16 protein-coding genes are annotated in these 15,207 nt (G+C 61.0%); 11 read left to right on the top strand and 5 right to left on the bottom strand.

What is annotated here, in order from left to right:
* Window positions 1-1,018 precede the first annotated feature (1,018 nt).
* Window positions 1,019-3,229 carry a histidine kinase N-terminal 7TM domain-containing protein gene (locus GJ633_RS03245; RefSeq protein WP_156587111.1) on the top strand — a complete coding sequence of 737 codons (2,211 nt, stop codon included), beginning with the start codon at window positions 1,019-1,021 and terminating at the stop codon, window positions 3,227-3,229.
* 257 nt (window positions 3,230-3,486) lie between these two features.
* On the opposite strand, the gene GJ633_RS03240 is transcribed toward GJ633_RS03245, so the two are convergent.
* Window positions 3,487-4,521, bottom strand: a complete 1,035-nt coding sequence (locus GJ633_RS03240) for an NAD-dependent epimerase/dehydratase family protein (RefSeq protein WP_156587109.1) — start codon at window positions 4,519-4,521, stop codon at window positions 3,487-3,489.
* A gap of 251 nt (window positions 4,522-4,772) precedes the next feature.
* Between GJ633_RS03240 and GJ633_RS03235 the strand changes: the two genes are divergently transcribed.
* From GJ633_RS03235 to GJ633_RS03200, 8 genes are all read left to right on the top strand, one after another.
* Window positions 4,773-5,342: an OsmC family protein gene (locus tag GJ633_RS03235; RefSeq protein ID WP_156587107.1), complete on the top strand. Its 570-nt coding sequence runs from the start codon at window positions 4,773-4,775 to the stop codon at window positions 5,340-5,342.
* Window positions 5,339-6,109, top strand: coding sequence for a methyltransferase domain-containing protein (locus GJ633_RS03230; protein WP_156587105.1), 771 nt, complete (start codon window positions 5,339-5,341; stop codon window positions 6,107-6,109). Before GJ633_RS03235 ends, GJ633_RS03230 begins: the two co-directional genes overlap by 4 nt.
* Before the next feature lie 98 nt (window positions 6,110-6,207).
* Window positions 6,208-7,014: a MarR family transcriptional regulator gene (locus GJ633_RS03225; protein ID WP_156587117.1), complete on the top strand. Its 807-nt coding sequence runs from the start codon at window positions 6,208-6,210 to the stop codon at window positions 7,012-7,014.
* Between the two features lie 410 nt (window positions 7,015-7,424).
* A complete protein-coding gene (locus GJ633_RS03220; RefSeq protein ID WP_156587102.1) occupies window positions 7,425-7,598 on the top strand; it encodes a DUF1059 domain-containing protein in 174 nt (57 codons plus the stop codon).
* Window positions 7,599-7,601: 3 nt separating this feature from the next.
* Window positions 7,602-8,207, top strand: coding sequence for an OsmC family protein (locus tag GJ633_RS03215; protein WP_156587100.1), 606 nt, complete (start codon window positions 7,602-7,604; stop codon window positions 8,205-8,207).
* Window positions 8,208-8,219: 12 nt separating this feature from the next.
* Window positions 8,220-8,987 (top strand): methyltransferase domain-containing protein, encoded by a 768-nt coding sequence (locus GJ633_RS03210; protein WP_156587097.1) that lies wholly within the window; start codon window positions 8,220-8,222, stop codon window positions 8,985-8,987.
* Window positions 8,988-8,993: 6 nt separating this feature from the next.
* Window positions 8,994-9,491, top strand: coding sequence for a hypothetical protein (locus GJ633_RS03205; RefSeq protein WP_156587095.1), 498 nt, complete (start codon window positions 8,994-8,996; stop codon window positions 9,489-9,491).
* A 70-nt stretch (window positions 9,492-9,561) separates the two neighbouring features.
* Window positions 9,562-9,711, top strand: a complete 150-nt coding sequence (locus GJ633_RS03200; protein ID WP_197431209.1) for a hypothetical protein — start codon at window positions 9,562-9,564, stop codon at window positions 9,709-9,711.
* A gap of 213 nt (window positions 9,712-9,924) precedes the next feature.
* On the opposite strand, the gene GJ633_RS03195 is transcribed toward GJ633_RS03200, so the two are convergent.
* Window positions 9,925-11,160, bottom strand: coding sequence for an MFS transporter (locus tag GJ633_RS03195; RefSeq protein WP_394351118.1), 1,236 nt, complete (start codon window positions 11,158-11,160; stop codon window positions 9,925-9,927).
* A 289-nt stretch (window positions 11,161-11,449) separates the two neighbouring features.
* Here GJ633_RS03195 and GJ633_RS03190 point away from each other — a divergent pair, with 289 nt between their 5' ends.
* Entirely contained in the window at window positions 11,450-12,925 is a 1,476-nt protein-coding gene (locus GJ633_RS03190; protein WP_197431208.1) for a lipase maturation factor family protein, read from the top strand.
* A gap of 42 nt (window positions 12,926-12,967) precedes the next feature.
* On the opposite strand, the gene GJ633_RS03185 is transcribed toward GJ633_RS03190, so the two are convergent.
* Window positions 12,968-13,351 (bottom strand): DCC1-like thiol-disulfide oxidoreductase family protein, encoded by a 384-nt coding sequence (locus GJ633_RS03185; RefSeq protein WP_156587089.1) that lies wholly within the window; start codon window positions 13,349-13,351, stop codon window positions 12,968-12,970.
* An 89-nt stretch (window positions 13,352-13,440) separates the two neighbouring features.
* Between GJ633_RS03185 and GJ633_RS03180 the strand changes: the two genes are divergently transcribed.
* The gene (locus GJ633_RS03180; RefSeq protein ID WP_156587087.1) at window positions 13,441-13,668 is read left to right on the top strand and encodes a hypothetical protein; all 228 of its coding nucleotides are present in this window, start codon (window positions 13,441-13,443) and stop codon (window positions 13,666-13,668) included.
* A 2-nt stretch (window positions 13,669-13,670) separates the two neighbouring features.
* Here the strand turns inward: GJ633_RS03180 and GJ633_RS16945 are convergent, their stop codons facing one another.
* Together GJ633_RS16945 and GJ633_RS03175 are read right to left on the bottom strand one after the other, a co-directional pair.
* Entirely contained in the window at window positions 13,671-13,835 is a 165-nt protein-coding gene (locus tag GJ633_RS16945) for a hypothetical protein (RefSeq protein WP_197431207.1), read from the bottom strand.
* A gap of 168 nt (window positions 13,836-14,003) precedes the next feature.
* On the bottom strand, window positions 14,004-14,969 hold the full coding sequence (locus tag GJ633_RS03175; RefSeq protein WP_156587086.1) for a cation diffusion facilitator family transporter: 966 nt from the start codon (window positions 14,967-14,969) through the stop codon (window positions 14,004-14,006).
* Between the last annotated feature and the right edge of the window lie 238 nt (window positions 14,970-15,207).

Genomic DNA, 15,207 nt, shown 5'->3' with positions numbered 1-15,207 from the left:
CTCTGAGTTGCCTGTACTGAACAGAGGTGGTTCAGAACGTACTATCTGCTGAGGAGTTCAACAGAGCCGAGCAGATCTGAAAGCTCAGTAAGTATATCTGAATAGCGCATTCGACCGTTGCAAGACTGGCGATAAACGGCTCATAATACCACTCGTTCCAGAAGAACGAGTGCCCGGTGTTTTATTGTGTTTCCTCGTAATGTTACCTCTACGAAGAACGGCTCTGATAACCGGAAAAACGGGGAATTCCAAGACGACAGCAACCTTGCAAAAAACCTGTCCTCTGAAATCGGTCAAAAACCGGTTTCTGAGGCGCAAGGTTTATGTTCACCTTGGTAAGGACGAGACCCCGGGTTCAAATCTCCTCAGGGCTCTACTCCTGAGGTTCAAATCCCATAGGGGATACCGACCGTTACAATACCAAAATTTTTTCGACTTTCCACTAATATATTCTGATATGTGTCTTATAATTATGTATCTGTCTACTTTCGATCTTGCTTAATTTGTTGGTGGCCTGTGGTATAGCGTTCTGTCCAATCGTTGATTCGCTCTGCATTCGGACGCGCGTAACACAGAAGGCGGGCCACGACCCAGGTACTGCCTCGTGACTCGGCTGATCTATTACTGATCGTCGTTCGAGAGGGCCGAACCGTTTTTACGCTCGTCTTTGTACGTTGGAGCATGATCAATGATAACACGACACAGCGGGATCCGGAGTCACCGATAGGTGACCTCGCACATCTCGCGCGGTCCCGACACTGTATTCCAACACTCGTCGGGCTAACAGAGCATCCTCAAGATCCCTCTGAACTCTCTGAGTTGACCGACGTTTCGTCGTCCACGAGACGGCGGACGGTGGACGAGTTCGAAGAAAGAGAAGGGGACCGATTCCTGTCATCGTATCAGGAGACTACCCCGACCCAGCATGACGAGTGTGCCGTGACTTGCTTGAACGCCGTAACGAGGGGTTCTGGCGACGGATGCTGGACGAGATGGACACCGTAATCGTCGATCACCAGTGAGTACAATCGCCATCACCATCATCGGACTCCGCCTGCTTGCATGCGTCATCACGGGGAGTCTCGCGGTGTACGCGTGGAACCGACGAACCGAACCGGGATCTCTGCCCTTCGTCGGACTGATGGCGATGATATCGTTGTGGACGCTCAACTCCGCGATTTCCGCATTCGTCTTCAATTCCGAGCTTCACATCCTTCTACACCGGATTCGATGGATTCCGATCATGATTATGCCGGTGTTCTGGATCTGGTTCGCTGTCGCATATACCGGGTACGATGACTACCTCTCGCCGTCGACCATTGCTCTCGTCTGTGTCATTCCACTGCTCTCGATCGTTCTCCTCCTCACAAACCCGATGCATCGACTCCTCTGGGAGATCGGAATCGGCGAACTACACGGTCTGCCGATCCTCGAGTTGACCTACGGGCCGTGGTTCTGGGTGTTTACTCTCTATAATCTCACGATCACGTTCATCGGGACAGCACTACTCTTGCGCCTCGTCGTCCGGTCGGATTACCTGTATCTCGACCAGGCAATCTTGTTGTGCATCGGCAGTCTCATCCCGTGGATTGCCGCTGTAATATCGATAACAGGGGTCATCTTCCCGCCAGGGATCGGGATTACGTCGGTATCGTTTGCCGCCACGGGCCCGGCGTTCGGGTACGCGTTGTTCCGCCGTCGTCTGTTCGACCTCGCCCCGGCCACGCGCCGATTGAGTCGTGATTCGGCCATCGCTACCCTCCAGGAGGGCGTGCTCATCTTCGACGATTCGTTCGACCTCATCTATCTCAATCACCGAGCGGCCGAGATCCTGGAGCGTGACGTCGAATCCACGCTCGGAACCCCAGCCGAGGCGCTCATCGACATCGACACGATCGATCTCGGGATGTCGGACGCCCTCAGCGAACTCCACATCGACGATCGAACCTACGAGACGCGGATATCCACGATCACAGATCGGAACGAGCGAACGATCGGTCACACCATCGTCCTCGCCGATATCACCGCCAAGAAGCGTCGAGAACGACTGTTGCAGCAACAACGGGACCATCTCGAACTGCTCGATCGACTCAACGAGCTCGTCCGTAAGACCACGCACGAATTCGTCAACGCGACGTCCCGCAGTGAGATCGAGGAGGTCGTCCGGAACCGTATGCGCGAATCGACACTGTACACGGAGGTGCGAATCATCGAGGTACCGCCCGACATCGCGCACACCGAACACGAGGTCGACCGCCAAGAGCTGACGGGCGCATCCACAGCACTTCGTCTCGCCGATCCAACGTCGGTGAGCCTCCCTGGAGAACCATGGGCGCTTCCCGAGATGGAAGCCAATGATGGCGAATCCTGGGCGTTCGTCTCGTTGGGATTCGGTCGAACGGTCTACGGCGGCCTGGCACTCCAAGCGACGCGTACCGAGGCGTTCTCCGAGCGCGAACTCGGAGTGCTCGAGTGGTTCGGCGAGACGGTCAGTCAGGCGATCAATGCCGTCGAAAATCGTCGCCTGCTCTTTTCGAATGCGGTCACGGAACTCCGGATCGACTGTCCCGACACGCCACTGCAGACCGTGGCGGCGGATGCCGTCTGCAGTCTCTCCCTCGAAGGATTCATCCCCGCCAGTGAGGACCGAATCCTCGTCTACTGTGACACGGTATCGGTGCCCGCATCGGGCATCGCGGAGACGGCGGAGACGATCGACGGGATATCGACCAGCCGAGTCGTCGGTGACGACGCCTCCAATATCGTCGAGTTTACCATTACGGAGGGGTCGCCCCTTTTGGCGTTCGTCGGAGGGAATGGTAACGTACGTTCGATCAACATTGGCGAGCAAACGTGCACGGTTGTGGTCGAGATCGCGTCGGGTAGCGAAACGCGATCGACGCTGGAGCATGTCCGTGAGCACTGCCCGAACGCGTCACTTGCTGCCAAGCAGGATCACGATCGGTCCACTCCGACCGAGACGAATCACGTGCCCGTAACGGCGGATTCGCTGGAGTCACTGACCGACCGCCAACTCGAGGTACTCGAAGCCGCGTACCGAGGCGGATACTTCCGATGGCCACGAGACGCGACCGCCGAAGAGGTCGCCGAATTGCTCGGAATCAGCTCACCCACACTCCACAAGCACCTCCGACGCGGCGAGGCGCGGGTGTTCGAAGCGCTGTTCGACCCGGACTCCGAGACCGACAGTTCGGACGACCGTGATTGATGTCCTCCCCGCGTTGAAGCGCTAGTTCTCCTCGAATCTGTAACGCCACGCACTCTCCTCCGTCGGTATCTGCGTCGTATCCTCGCTTCGGAACACCATACTAACTTGTTTCAAACCTGAAGGTGGAGTTGTAGCCTCGCGTACTCAAATACCAGATTCGATGAATTCCATTGACGCCGTGCAAGATGCATAGCGCGTATCAGTCACAGGGTCGCACCACATCACGGATAAATCTACCTCGATTGTAACCTCGCACGCTACTCAAGCACCGAAGTGAACGCAGCCTCTGCGGCCTCCCACGCGTCGATAATCGTATCGTCAAGCGATTGTGCATCACTATCCTCAATCCGGTCGCGTTCATCAAGCCAGGCAACCGTTCGTTCAATCCCCGTTTGTAACGGGACAGTCACCTCGAATTCCAACTCGTGTTGTGCTTTCGAGACATCGAACACCCAACTGTAGTGCCACTCGGTCGACGGAAACTGGTTACGGTCCTCAGGAAGGATGTCCATCAGCACTTGGGATGGAATGTGGATGAGCGAGGGGGCTGGAGCGTCAACCGCAGCCGCGACGTGTCGGATATACGAATCCCACGTCAGGGGGTCGGGATTTGCGACGTGATACGCCTCCCCTATCGTATTTGGGTCTCCGGCGGCGGTGACAAACGTCCGTGCAACATCGTCTCGATGGCAGAACCCCCAGAGTGCAGACCCATCCCCGTGAACAACGATTGGTTTCCCCTTTCGGAGCCGGTCGATAAAGGCCGTCTCCCAGAATCCTAACGAGTACGAAAGCCCACCGTTCGCCGGGCCCCCGTCTCCGTAGGTGTGGCCCGGGCGGATTATTGTCACGGGAAACTCATCAGTCCTGTAGGCTTCCATGAGGCGAGTCTCGCAGGCAACCTTCCGCTGGCCATATCGTTCACCCGCTGACTTCCGAGGCGCGTCCTCGGTAAGCGGTACCGGCGCATCCGGCTGTCGGTACACCGCGACAGAGCTGCAGAAAATATAGTGATCAACCTGCCCCCGAAAGGCCCGAAGTGAACTCTCGACATCGGCGGGTGACCCGTACGAGATATCCATATCGATGACCACATCAACGTCAATGCCAGTCATTGTTGTCTCGAACTCGGCATGATCGGTTCGATCGCCTTCTACGAGTTCAACCGAATGGGGGAGTCTAGCTTCCGTTCGTCCCCGGTTATAGACCGTCACATCGTATCCCGATTCGACTAACTCCTGGGTGATCCCGGTTCCGATTAGCCCGGTCCCGCCAATGACTAACACTCGCATGTTGGCTCACGTTAGCTGTGTGCCACGATAACAATGTCCATTCTACTATCGCTCTATCGCAGAACCTCACCGAAGGCTGAACGGCTGACTGCATGGAGGCTCTAAGCGTTGGGTCCGCATTCCCTCTCAAAACGGAACACATGACGCTCCTCAACGGATCTTCGCCATCCCTGATGACGCTACTGAGGACAGCTTATGATAGCTAGCCCCGTGTTATTGGCCAGTAGACGGCGATCTATGCGGACGAACCGATGGCATCAGATCGTCAGGTGATCCACGGCGTCGACGCAGAACAGCTCACTGAAACGATAGAGACGGTCTCCGAACGCCCCGAGGTCGGTCAGTTCCGATTTCACGCGGAAACCGAGTGGACGGAGGCGTTGCGGAGCGTCACGTCGATAGCGGAGTTCGACCAGGCCGGCGAACGGGTTCGCACCCGGGAGTTCCGCGTCGAGGGCGACGAACCGGAGCAGATCCTCGGCGAACGCACCGCACCCAACGCCGTCGAACTGCTCCTCGCCGCGCTCGGCTCCTGTCTGAGCGTCGGCTACGCAGCCAACGCCGCGGCGATGGGCATCGAACTCGACAATCTCCGGTTCGAATTCTCGGGCGAGGTCGACATCCGGGGGTTCCTCGGCATCTCGGAGGACGTCCGGGCGGGTTACGAGGCAGTGACCGTCACGACGTACGTCGACGCGGACGCTCCGGCGGCGGAACTCGCTGAACTCCGCGAGCGCGTCGAGACCACCTCGCCACTGGTGGACTCGATCGCGAACGAGGTCCCGCTCGAGACCGACCTCGTCGTGGAGGGATCGCAATGAGCGAGTCGCTCGACGCCGAGAAACTCGAGCGCGAGGTCAAGTCTATGTACGATGCGGTCGCCGAGTCCGCCGATGGCGAGTTCCACTTCGAGATGGGGCGGGACTTAGCCGAGCGACTCGGCTACGATCCCCGGGACCTGGAGTACGTGCCCGACGCCGCAATCGAGTCGTTCGCGGGCGTCGGCTACCATTTCGACCTGGCCCGCCTCGAAGCGGGCGAAACCGTGCTCGACCTCGGCAGCGGGTCGGGCATGGACCTGTTCGTCGCCGGCCTCCACGTCACCGAGACCGGGACGGTCACGGGAGTCGACATGACGGACGCCCAAGTCGAGAAGGCCCGGGAACTCGCGGCCGACAACGGCTTCCACAACGTCCGCGTGCGCCACGGATACATCGAGGACCTCCCGTTCGAGGACGCGTCGTTCGATGCCGTCGTCTCGAACGGCGTGATCAACCTCTCCGCCGAGAAACAGCAGGTGTTCGAGGAGGCCCATCGCGTGTTGAAGCCCGGTGGCAGGTTGGCGGTCTCTGACATCATCAGCGAACAGCAGATGCCGGAGAGCATCAAGTCCGATGCGGACCTCTGGGCGGCCTGCATCGGCGGGGCTGCCCAGGTCGACGGCTATACCGACCTCATCGAGACGGCCGGCTTCGAGGTCGACGAAGTCCGCGAGAACCCCGAGTACGAGTTCATCTCGGAGCGGGCGGCGAACGCCTGCCACAAGTATGGGGTGAAGAGCATTTCGCTGAGCGCGGGCAAAAAATGAACGACCCGTCTATCTACGAGCGTGTGGATCCCGGTGGGTGCTCGATCAACGTTTCACAGGAGCACAGTCGTTATCAATTCACCCAGTCTAGCACTACCATGATAAATCATAACAAAGGGACGCCACTCGACGATATCGCATACCTCATCCGATCCGAACACCGCGCGCCGACGCTGATCGCGCTCACGGTTCGTCCCCGGAGCCGGTCCGAGCTCTGGGAGATGACCGGCGTATCGGAGTCCACGATCAGACGAACGCTAGGTGAGTTCGAGGAACGCGAGTGGGTCTACAGGGACGGGTATCAGTACGAGGCGACTCAGCTGGGCGCCTTCATTGCTTCAGCGATGGCGGATCTGATCGACCGAGTGGAAACCGAGCGGAAGCTTCGTGACGTGTGGCGTTTACTCCCGGACGAGGATACCGGATTCACTATCGAGATGTGTTCGGATGCAACCGTCACAGTAGCTGACCCGGAGGATCCATCCGGTCCGATTGCTCGTTTCTGTTCGCTCATCGAGGAGACGGATCGGTTGCGATTTACCGGGCTCGACGTGGCCATGCTCGATTCGTGTAAGAATGAACTCTGTGAGCGAATCGTCGACGGGATGGAAACGGAGCTTATTAATCCGCCGAGAGTGGCCAATTACATTCGCTCGAACTGCCCAGACCTGTTCTCGGAGGCACTCGATAGCGGCAATCTCGATGTCCGATTACACGATGAGTTGCCGCCATTTGGGGTCAGTATCTTCGACGACCGAATCGCAATCACCGGATACGACCGCGAGGGCGTTACGGTTCGGGTCCTGGTCGACACTGACGACACGGACGCACGTGATTGGGCGGAATCAATCTTCACGTCCCATCGACGAAAAACGCCAATCCTCCCTATCGAAAAGGATCTTTGATATGAGGCGGTACTCGAAGGCCTTGACCACCATCGAACCTATTGGTGTTCGTCGGACTCCTGCTCCCGGAGAAACCACCGGCCGGATTGACGATATGGAGCGATATCGATTTCTTGGGAGACCGCACCGTTCGCACTCGACTCCACGTGAGAGACCAGCGGATCCGTTGAAAGACGGCAGGAATCGTCCACAACGCAACCAAGCGATAGGTTGGATGGGCGGTCTGCGGCCGTGTTTCCAGCCATCTCGTTTGCACTGACTGCATGGTTTTCATCGCCTGCTTGATCGTCACCGACTGCCAAACCCTGCAAACACTACGAAGGGTGGTACCGCCTGCGAAAATCTCACGAATTAGTTATATATCCTTGTGAATTCGTAACACATCCTGCCGCAAGGCAACTGAAACGACAATGGCTGACGCATACAAACTCGACTGTGAATCGGAGGCGGTCGATTGCCGATTCATCATCCAGTCGGAAGACGAAGCCGAAGCGATCGAACTGGCCACGGCCCACATGCGGGAGGGGCACGACCAAGACTACTCGGACGACGAACTCAGAGAAGAACACCTCCAGGTGGTCTAATCCATGGCCTCCGAGTCAAACGTCAATCAAGGCGTCAACACGGAAGAACTCGCCGCGTTCGCGGAACACGCCGCCGAGAACCCCGAGGACGTTCAGCTCGGGCTGAGCGCCCGGTCGACCTACGAGGGGACGGCCGCTCACAGTCTGGCGACGATCGACTCGTACGTCCTCGGCGGCGAGACGATCGAGCGCGACACGCGCGAGTACACCATTCCGTACGGGGGGTGGAAGGAAGTGTTGGAGGCCGGCGGCTGGGTCGGGGCGACGGATCGAATGGAACCGATCGAGGCCGCGCTCTCCGCGCTCGCCTCGTGTATCAACGTCGGGATCACCATCAACGCCGTCGCACACCGCGTCGACATCGACCACCTCGAAACGCGCGTTCACACCGACTTCGACCCGGGCGTCCTCTTCAGTCTGGAGGATCTCGGGAATGCCGACTCGGTGTTCGATAACCTGACCGCCGACGTCGAGATCGAGAGCCCGGACCTCGACAAGGACGAGGTCGACGAGTGGGCCCGGCGGGCGCCGGTCTACACGCTCGTCTCGCTCGAACAGGACGTCAACCTCACGGTGAACACGCCTGCCGAGGTGGAAGCCGACGACTAAGAGGACAGTCGAATGGCAAATTCACTCGACGTCGACAAACTGGAAGACGCAGTGAAATCGGTCTATCAGGATGTCGCAGAGGACCCGGACGAGGAGTATCACTTCGAGATGGGTCGTCCGCTAGCGGAACGCCTCGGCTACCCGCCGGAGCATCTCGATAAAATTCCCGCGGAGGCGATGGAATCGTTCGCCGGCGTGGGATACTATTTCGACCTCGCTGACATCAAGCATGGAGACGACGTGCTCGACCTCGGCAGTGGTTCGGGCACGGACGTGTTCGTCGCCGCACTTCACGCGGGGGACGCTGGAAGCGTGACCGGGCTGGACATGACGGACCAGCAACTCGAGAAGGCCCGCACGTTGCGCGACGAGGCGGGACTGGAGAATGTCTCCTTCGAACAGGGATACATCGAGGACGTCCCCCTCGACGACGGGACCTTCGATGTCGTCGTCTCGAACGGGGTCATCAATCTCTCGCCGGACAAGGCGCAGGTGTTCGAGGAAGCCCATCGGGTGCTCGCTCCCGGCGGCCGGCTTGCCATCTCCGACATCATCAGCGAGGAAGTGATGCCGGAGAGTATCAAGAACGACGAGGACCTCTGGGCGGCCTGTATCGGCGGCGCCGAGCAGATCGACCGGTATACGTCGGCCATCGAAGCAGCTGGTTTCTCGGTGACGGACGTCCGCGAGAACACGCAGTACGAATTCATTTCGGAGCGGGCGGCCAACGCCTGCGAGAAGTACGGCGTCAAGAGCGTCACAGTCAGGGCAACCAAGTGAATCACCATGGCAACGGATCGATCGGTCGCAGACGAACAGGGAGAACAGGTCCGGATCGAGTCACACGTCCGGAACGGAGCGGTGTTGATGGCACTCGCCGGTATCGCGTTCGTGGGCTACGGGATCGTGTTCCTCGTGTTGAATTTCGTTGGGAGTGGCTTCGAACTCGGGGTCAGTACGCTGGCCGGGATGACGGCCGCCGATCTCGATCCGACGGTGGCGTACTACATCAGTCACCTCCACGTCGCCACCGCTGCGTTCATCATCTCGACGGGCATCGCCGTCGCGGCCCTCTCGTGGTTCGGCGTGCGTCAGCGGCTCACGTGGGCGTGGGCGACCGCGATCGTCTCCGCCGTCGTCGGCCTCGCGCTCGCGTTACCGATGCACTGGACGGCGGACGCGTTCGCCCACGATTGGGTGACGCATCTCGGACCGATCTACCTCGCGACGATCGTCTTCCTCGTCGGGGTCGTGTTATCGTACCGCGGACTGCGAACCGCGTAGGTGGGTTCATCCATCTATGCCTTCGCTTCTGATTTCAACATTGATTGTCATATTGCACGCAGGAGAGGCAGTGACCCTTGCTGAGTACTTGTTTCGGGTCCTCGTGTACTTGCTCGCCTTCGCTGGTATCGGCATCACCATTTTCTGGGGCGTCCGACTGATTGAGATCGTCCACTCGGCGATCAGCAGTCGCGGGGGAGTCACCGACAATGAATCGTGAACCTTTGTCAAGTGTTCGTCGCTTGTATCGTATCTAGTAGGTTCACAGCTCAAATCAGGAGATAACACACTATTCAAATAGTATATAAATATTACTTGAGTAATATTTGACCTTTTTGGTAAATGTCCCGGCTTAGGCTTGCGCCTGCGGCACAGACTGTAACCGCCTTTCCGTGAGTTCCCGGCAGGACGACCAGCGCCATCTTGAGTCCTGTCACCACTGACGCAGTGCTCCTGTCCCGTGATTCCACGTGAGGATCCCGAAGAACGTCGCCACGCCAGACAGTGCGGCGAGCCCACCCACGAAGAAGACCCACTCGATACCGAACTGACCCATCAGCCAGCCACCGGCCAGCGGTGCGAGAATGCTCCCCGGCTTCCAGACGAGCGACCGCACGCCGAAGCTACTCGTGATCCCCTCGCCTTTCCCCTCGTCCGCGAACAGCGCCATGCTCGCGGGTTCGCGGAACGCGTCTGCGACGCCGAGCAGCCCGTTCAACAGCAGGGCCACGACGACGGCCCCGGTGATCTCTCCTGCCATCGGGACGGAGAAGGTGACGAGTCCCTCGAACCTCGACGCGAACGGGAACGCGAGCGCGATCAGCCCGTAGGCGCCGCCGCCGAGAGAGACGAACAGTGCTCGACCCTGTTGATCCGAGAACTCCCCCGCGAGCGGCTGACAGAGCATGTTCGTTACTTTCTCGACCGAGAGCACTGCGCCGACGACAACCGTGCCGTACGCGAGCCCCCCTTGGGCGGCCGACACGCCGACGAAGATCGGGACCCACTTCCGAACGAGCGACACGGCGATGGCGTACTGAGCACGAAAGCTGGTGAAGGTCAGAATTCGCCGATTCAACGCGAGATCGGCAAACGCGAACCCCGTGATTGTGCTCTCGTCACCGTTGACGAACAGCCAGACACTCACCGCGGCGGTGATCAGGAGGATCGTCAGCAGGCCGAACAAGACGTCGAATCCGGTGAGCGAAAAAAGGATTCCGGCACCGATCGTCCCGGCGATACCGGCAGCCATCCGGAAGGCGTTGTACTTGCCGATGAGATTTGCACGACCGTCGTTCGGGGCGAGTTCGCCAATGAGAGCGAGCCCCAACAGTCCCGTGCCAGTGAGACCGAGCCCTTGGAGGGTCCGTGCTGCGAGGAAGCCGGGAATGGTCGTGACGCGCGCGAACGACAGGTACGCCAGCGCACTCACCAGCAACGCGCCGACGAAGAGTACTCGCTTGCTGTACCGATCACCCGCCCATCCGAGCGGAATAATGCCGACTGTCCGGGCAAGCTCGAGCGCGGTGATGAAGAGACCGATCGTGACGCCAGTTGCTCCGAGCGCGTCGATGTAGTCCGGTAAGAGCGTCAACACGGTCATGAACCCGAAGCTGGTGGCAAATCGAGCGAGATAGAGCGAGGAGAACTGTAACTCGTCGTTCGTCACAACCATCTCAGGTCAGTATTTCGTCGACTCCCAAAACGAGTTCCGAATCAACGCTCCCCGCTACGACACATGAGGTCTCGGAGAGGTGGGATCGCTCGCTCGGTTACGTTCCGGTGTGTGACCGCAGGGAATTCGAATCGGACACCCCTCGAATCGGGCACCCACAGTCTCACGCTCGTTCGCGATACGCGATCCGTCCCGGCCGCCACCCCGATCTCGACCGAGGGTCCACGTCGCCGCCTCCAGTGGCGCGTCACGCATTTGTCCGTTCCGTGAGCTACGGGAGGATATGCTGCCGTGGATGGAGGACTACTGGCTGGTTCGGTTCGTCATCCAGCGCGGGCTGGCGCTGATCTACCTGCTGGCCTTCCTCGTCGCGGCGAACCAGTTCCGCCCCCTCGCGGGCGAGGACGGACTGCTTCCTCTCGACGAGTACGTCGAGAGCGCGTCGTTCCGAGAACGCCCCAGCCTCTTCTACTTCGTCCCCGACGACCGCGCCGTCGGAATCGCGGCCTGGACCGGCGTCGGCCTCGCTCTCGCGGCGCTTCTCGCCGGGCCGTACTGGCTCCCCGAGCCGTACGCCCTGCCGGCGTCGATGCTCGTGTGGGCGGCGATGTGGGCCCTGTACCAGTCGTTCGTCAACGCCGGACGAATATTCTACGGGTACGGGTGGGAGTCGATGCTCTTGGAGACGGGCTTCCTGGCGATATTCCTCGGCGCCGGGTCCAGTCAGCCGCCGGTCGTGATCGTCTGGCTGCTCAAGTGGGTCCTCTTTCGCAACATGTTCGGTGCGGGGCTGATCAAGATCCGCGGCGACGACTGCTGGCGCGACCTCACCTGCCTCGATCACCACTACGAGACGCAGCCGATGCCCAACCCGCTGAGCTGGTTCGCGCACCACCTTCCCGACCGGTTCCACCGCGTCGAGGTCCTCGGGAACCACGTCGTCGAACTCGCGGTGCCGTTCCTCTACTTCGCTCCGCAGCCGTTCGCCGCCGCGGGCGGACTGGCGACGATCGGGTTCCAGGCGTGGCTGATGGTGACCGGGAACTTCTCGTGGCTGAACGCGCTCACGATCGTCCAGGCGGTCGCGACGTTTAGCGACGGGGTGCTCCGATCGGTCGTTCCGGTCACGGCTCCGGCGACCGCGTCGGCGCCGCCCGCCCTGACGGCGCTGTCGCTCCTCGTCGCGCTCCTCGTGATCGCCATGAGCGTCCGTCCCGTCGCGAACATGATCTCGCCGACGCAGGTGATGAACACGTCGTTCGACCCGCTCCACCTCGTCAACACCTACGGGGCGTTCGGGTCGATCACGAGGGAGCGCTACCAGCTCGTCGTCGAGGGGACCGACGCCGAGAATCCCTCCGCGCACGACTGGCGGGAGTACGAGTTCGAGGGCCAGCCCGTACGAACGGACGAGCGCCCGCCTCAGTGGGCGCCGTACCACCTCCGGCTGGACTGGCAGCTGTGGTTCGCCGCGATGCAACCCCGTCCGGGTCCCCGTCAGCGGTGGTTCGGTGCCTTCCTCGAGGCGCTCTTGGAGAACGGCGCGGACACGCTCTCGCTTCTCCGAACCGATCCGTTCCCCGACGATCCTCCCGAACGGATACGGGTTCTCCGCTATCGCTACCGGTTCACGACGCCCGACGAACGGGCCGAAACCGGGCGGTGGTGGGACCGCGAACGAGTCGGCACGTACGTCGGGCCGGTCTCGCTCGAAGAACTCCGAACCGGCGGCGTCGGCCGTCGATCGCTCGTTCGCTGACGGGGGCAGCGCGACGAAACGGAACGCGACGACTCGGCGCTCTCACTCGTCGTCGGCTCGTTTCGTCGGCGGCGTCTTCGCGACCAGGTTTCCCAGGAAGGCCCGGTTGTGGGCGCCTCGCCGATACCCCCACTCGCGGAGGTTCCGGTATCCCTCGAGCCTCCGAAGCGATTCGACCACGGGCCGGGCGACCGATCCAAGCCCGGTCCTGAGCAGCGCCTCCTCGATCGACGCGCCACAGGAGTACACCGTCTCGTCGGTCACCACGTGCGAACACGCCTCGTAGTCGTCGGGCAGTCGATCGCGGATCTGTGGGCCCACCTCGGAGAAGCCGACGAGGCGAACGTCGGTGTGCGCGTCGAAGAATTCGGCCCACCAGGTGCAGAATCCGCAGTCGTCGTCGTAGACGAACGCTGGATGGCTCATCTTTTCAGTCACCTTCCTCTGGAATTGCGCCTCTCTCGGCTCGCTCCGGGAGCGGTACGTTAACCCGTCTCGAGCGGCACCGTCTCGACATGGGCCAGCCCGTCCGGTCGATCGAACGACACCTCCAGCGAGCGAGGGACGCGGAGCGATTCGTTCGACTGATCGTCGGCGGCGGCATCGCGCTCGTTGCCGGGCTCTGGAGCGCGGCTCTCTCGCCGGTGGGATCGCTCCCGTGGGTGATCGGGTCTGCGCTCGTTCTCGTCGGCGTCGGCGGACTCGGACGCGGGATCTGGAGCGAGATAGCGTACCCCGAATAGAGTCAGTCGCGGTCCCGAAGCGTGTCGATTCGCCGTTCGAGGTCGTCTATCGCGTCGCGAACTTCTCGTTTCGCGTTCTCGCTCATCTCCTCCGCCTCGTCGGCGGCATTCTCGAACGACTCTCTCACGCGCCGCAGGGCCTCGGACGCGCCGTCGTCTTCGCTCATGTTCCAGTCCCGACCTTTGTCCCGTGCGACTGTTAAAATTTGGCTCGCCGTTCGCTCCGGACGGGCAGCGAGATAGCTCTCGTCCGCGACCGCTCGGGGCGGTACGCACCGCACTCTCGTCTGGAGCTTCGAACCGTGGAACCGACGGACGAGATCCCCCTCCCGTCGTCAGTGGGCGTGGTCGTCTAGGTGCACGTCGCGGTCGCCGTAGCCGGGACACAGTTCGACAGTGGCGTGGTCGACGCCGTGGCGGGCGAGCGCCTCGTGGACGCGGCGAGTCACCGCCTCGGCCTCGGCCATGGTCTCGGCGCTGGTCTCGACGTGCGTGGTGGCTACGGTGATCTGGCTACAGATCTGCCACGCGTGGAGGTCGTCCACCGTGACCACGCCGTCGATCTCGTGGAGGGCGGCCCGCACCTCGTCCCGATCGAACGGCATCCGGAGCAGGAATATCGCCCCGCTGCCGCGCAACACCTTCGCCGCCGACCACGTGATGACGACGGCGATCAGCCCCGCGACGATCGGGTCGACGACCCGGAGATCGGTCGTCCCGACGATGATCGTGGAGATGATGACGGCGATCGAGCTGCCGGCGTCGCCGAGGAGGTGGTAGAACGCGCCGCGCTCGTTGAGGCTCATCTCGCCGCCCTGCAGGATGTACACGGAGCCGACGTTGACGAGCAGGCCGCCCGTCGCGATGGCGAGCGTCGGGCCGGTGCCGATGGCCACGGGGTCGAGGAACCGTTGGTAGGACTCCCAGAGGATGTACCCCACCATCGGCAACAGCAGCAGGCCGTTGAGGAAGGCTGCGAGCGGTTCGAGGCGATGGAGCCCGTACGACCAGCGGCCGTTCTCGCCGTAGCGATCGGCGACGCGGGCGGCGGCGAACGCCATCACGTACGCCAGCGCGTCGAACAGCATATGGAACGCGTCGCTCAGCAGCGCGACCGAGCCGAACAGCAGCCCCCCGGCGAGTTCGACGACGAATCCGAGGAGATTGATGACCGCGACGGCGGCCAGCTTCCGACTGCTCGTCGACGATCCCCCGTGTCCGTGGCCGTGATCGTCGCCGTGGCCGTGACCGTGATCGTCACGCGACCCATCGTGGGTGCGATCGGAGTCGCGTTCGGTCATTTTGGTTCACCCTTGACGCTCTCGTTTTATTAAAATAGCTGCTATTAATGCGGCATATATAACCAAAAATTAGTAATAACTACGGAATAAATTGTTAATCAGCGGGCAGCCGTGTCGATCACACGGCCTGCGAAGCAGTCGCGTCTCGGCGGTCGTCGCCCGTTGGTCGACGGACGATGACCTGCACCGGCCTGCGCTCTCCCCAAAGGGATTACTGATGAACCATCCAACTGGCAGG

The organism is Halorubrum sp. CBA1125 (assembly GCF_009742825.1).
Classification (GTDB): domain Archaea; phylum Halobacteriota; class Halobacteria; order Halobacteriales; family Haloferacaceae; genus Halorubrum.
This window is presented reverse-complemented; position numbering and strand designations above follow the sequence as displayed.

Bases quoted from the DNA above. Each gene is read 5' to 3' on its own strand.
- GJ633_RS03230 (WP_156587105.1), top strand. From the start codon at position 5,339: ATGAGCGAGTCGCTCGACGCCGAGAAACTCGAGCGCGAGGTCAAGTCT.
- GJ633_RS03185 (WP_156587089.1), bottom strand. From the start codon at position 13,351: ATGAGCCATCCAGCGTTCGTCTACGACGACGACTGCGGATTCTGCACC.
- GJ633_RS03215 (WP_156587100.1), top strand. From the start codon at position 7,602: ATGGCCTCCGAGTCAAACGTCAATCAAGGCGTCAACACGGAAGAACTC.
- GJ633_RS03210 (WP_156587097.1), top strand. From the start codon at position 8,220: ATGGCAAATTCACTCGACGTCGACAAACTGGAAGACGCAGTGAAATCG.
- GJ633_RS03220 (WP_156587102.1), top strand. From the start codon at position 7,425: ATGGCTGACGCATACAAACTCGACTGTGAATCGGAGGCGGTCGATTGC.
- GJ633_RS03175 (WP_156587086.1), bottom strand. From the start codon at position 14,969: ATGACCGAACGCGACTCCGATCGCACCCACGATGGGTCGCGTGACGAT.
- GJ633_RS03240 (WP_156587109.1), bottom strand. From the start codon at position 4,521: ATGCGAGTGTTAGTCATTGGCGGGACCGGGCTAATCGGAACCGGGATC.
- GJ633_RS03190 (WP_197431208.1), top strand. From the start codon at position 11,450: ATGCTGCCGTGGATGGAGGACTACTGGCTGGTTCGGTTCGTCATCCAG.
- GJ633_RS16945 (WP_197431207.1), bottom strand. From the start codon at position 13,835: ATGAGCGAAGACGACGGCGCGTCCGAGGCCCTGCGGCGCGTGAGAGAG.
- GJ633_RS03225 (WP_156587117.1), top strand. From the start codon at position 6,208: ATGATAAATCATAACAAAGGGACGCCACTCGACGATATCGCATACCTC.
- GJ633_RS03235 (WP_156587107.1), top strand. From the start codon at position 4,773: ATGGCATCAGATCGTCAGGTGATCCACGGCGTCGACGCAGAACAGCTC.
- GJ633_RS03180 (WP_156587087.1), top strand. From the start codon at position 13,441: ATGGGCCAGCCCGTCCGGTCGATCGAACGACACCTCCAGCGAGCGAGG.
- GJ633_RS03205 (WP_156587095.1), top strand. From the start codon at position 8,994: ATGGCAACGGATCGATCGGTCGCAGACGAACAGGGAGAACAGGTCCGG.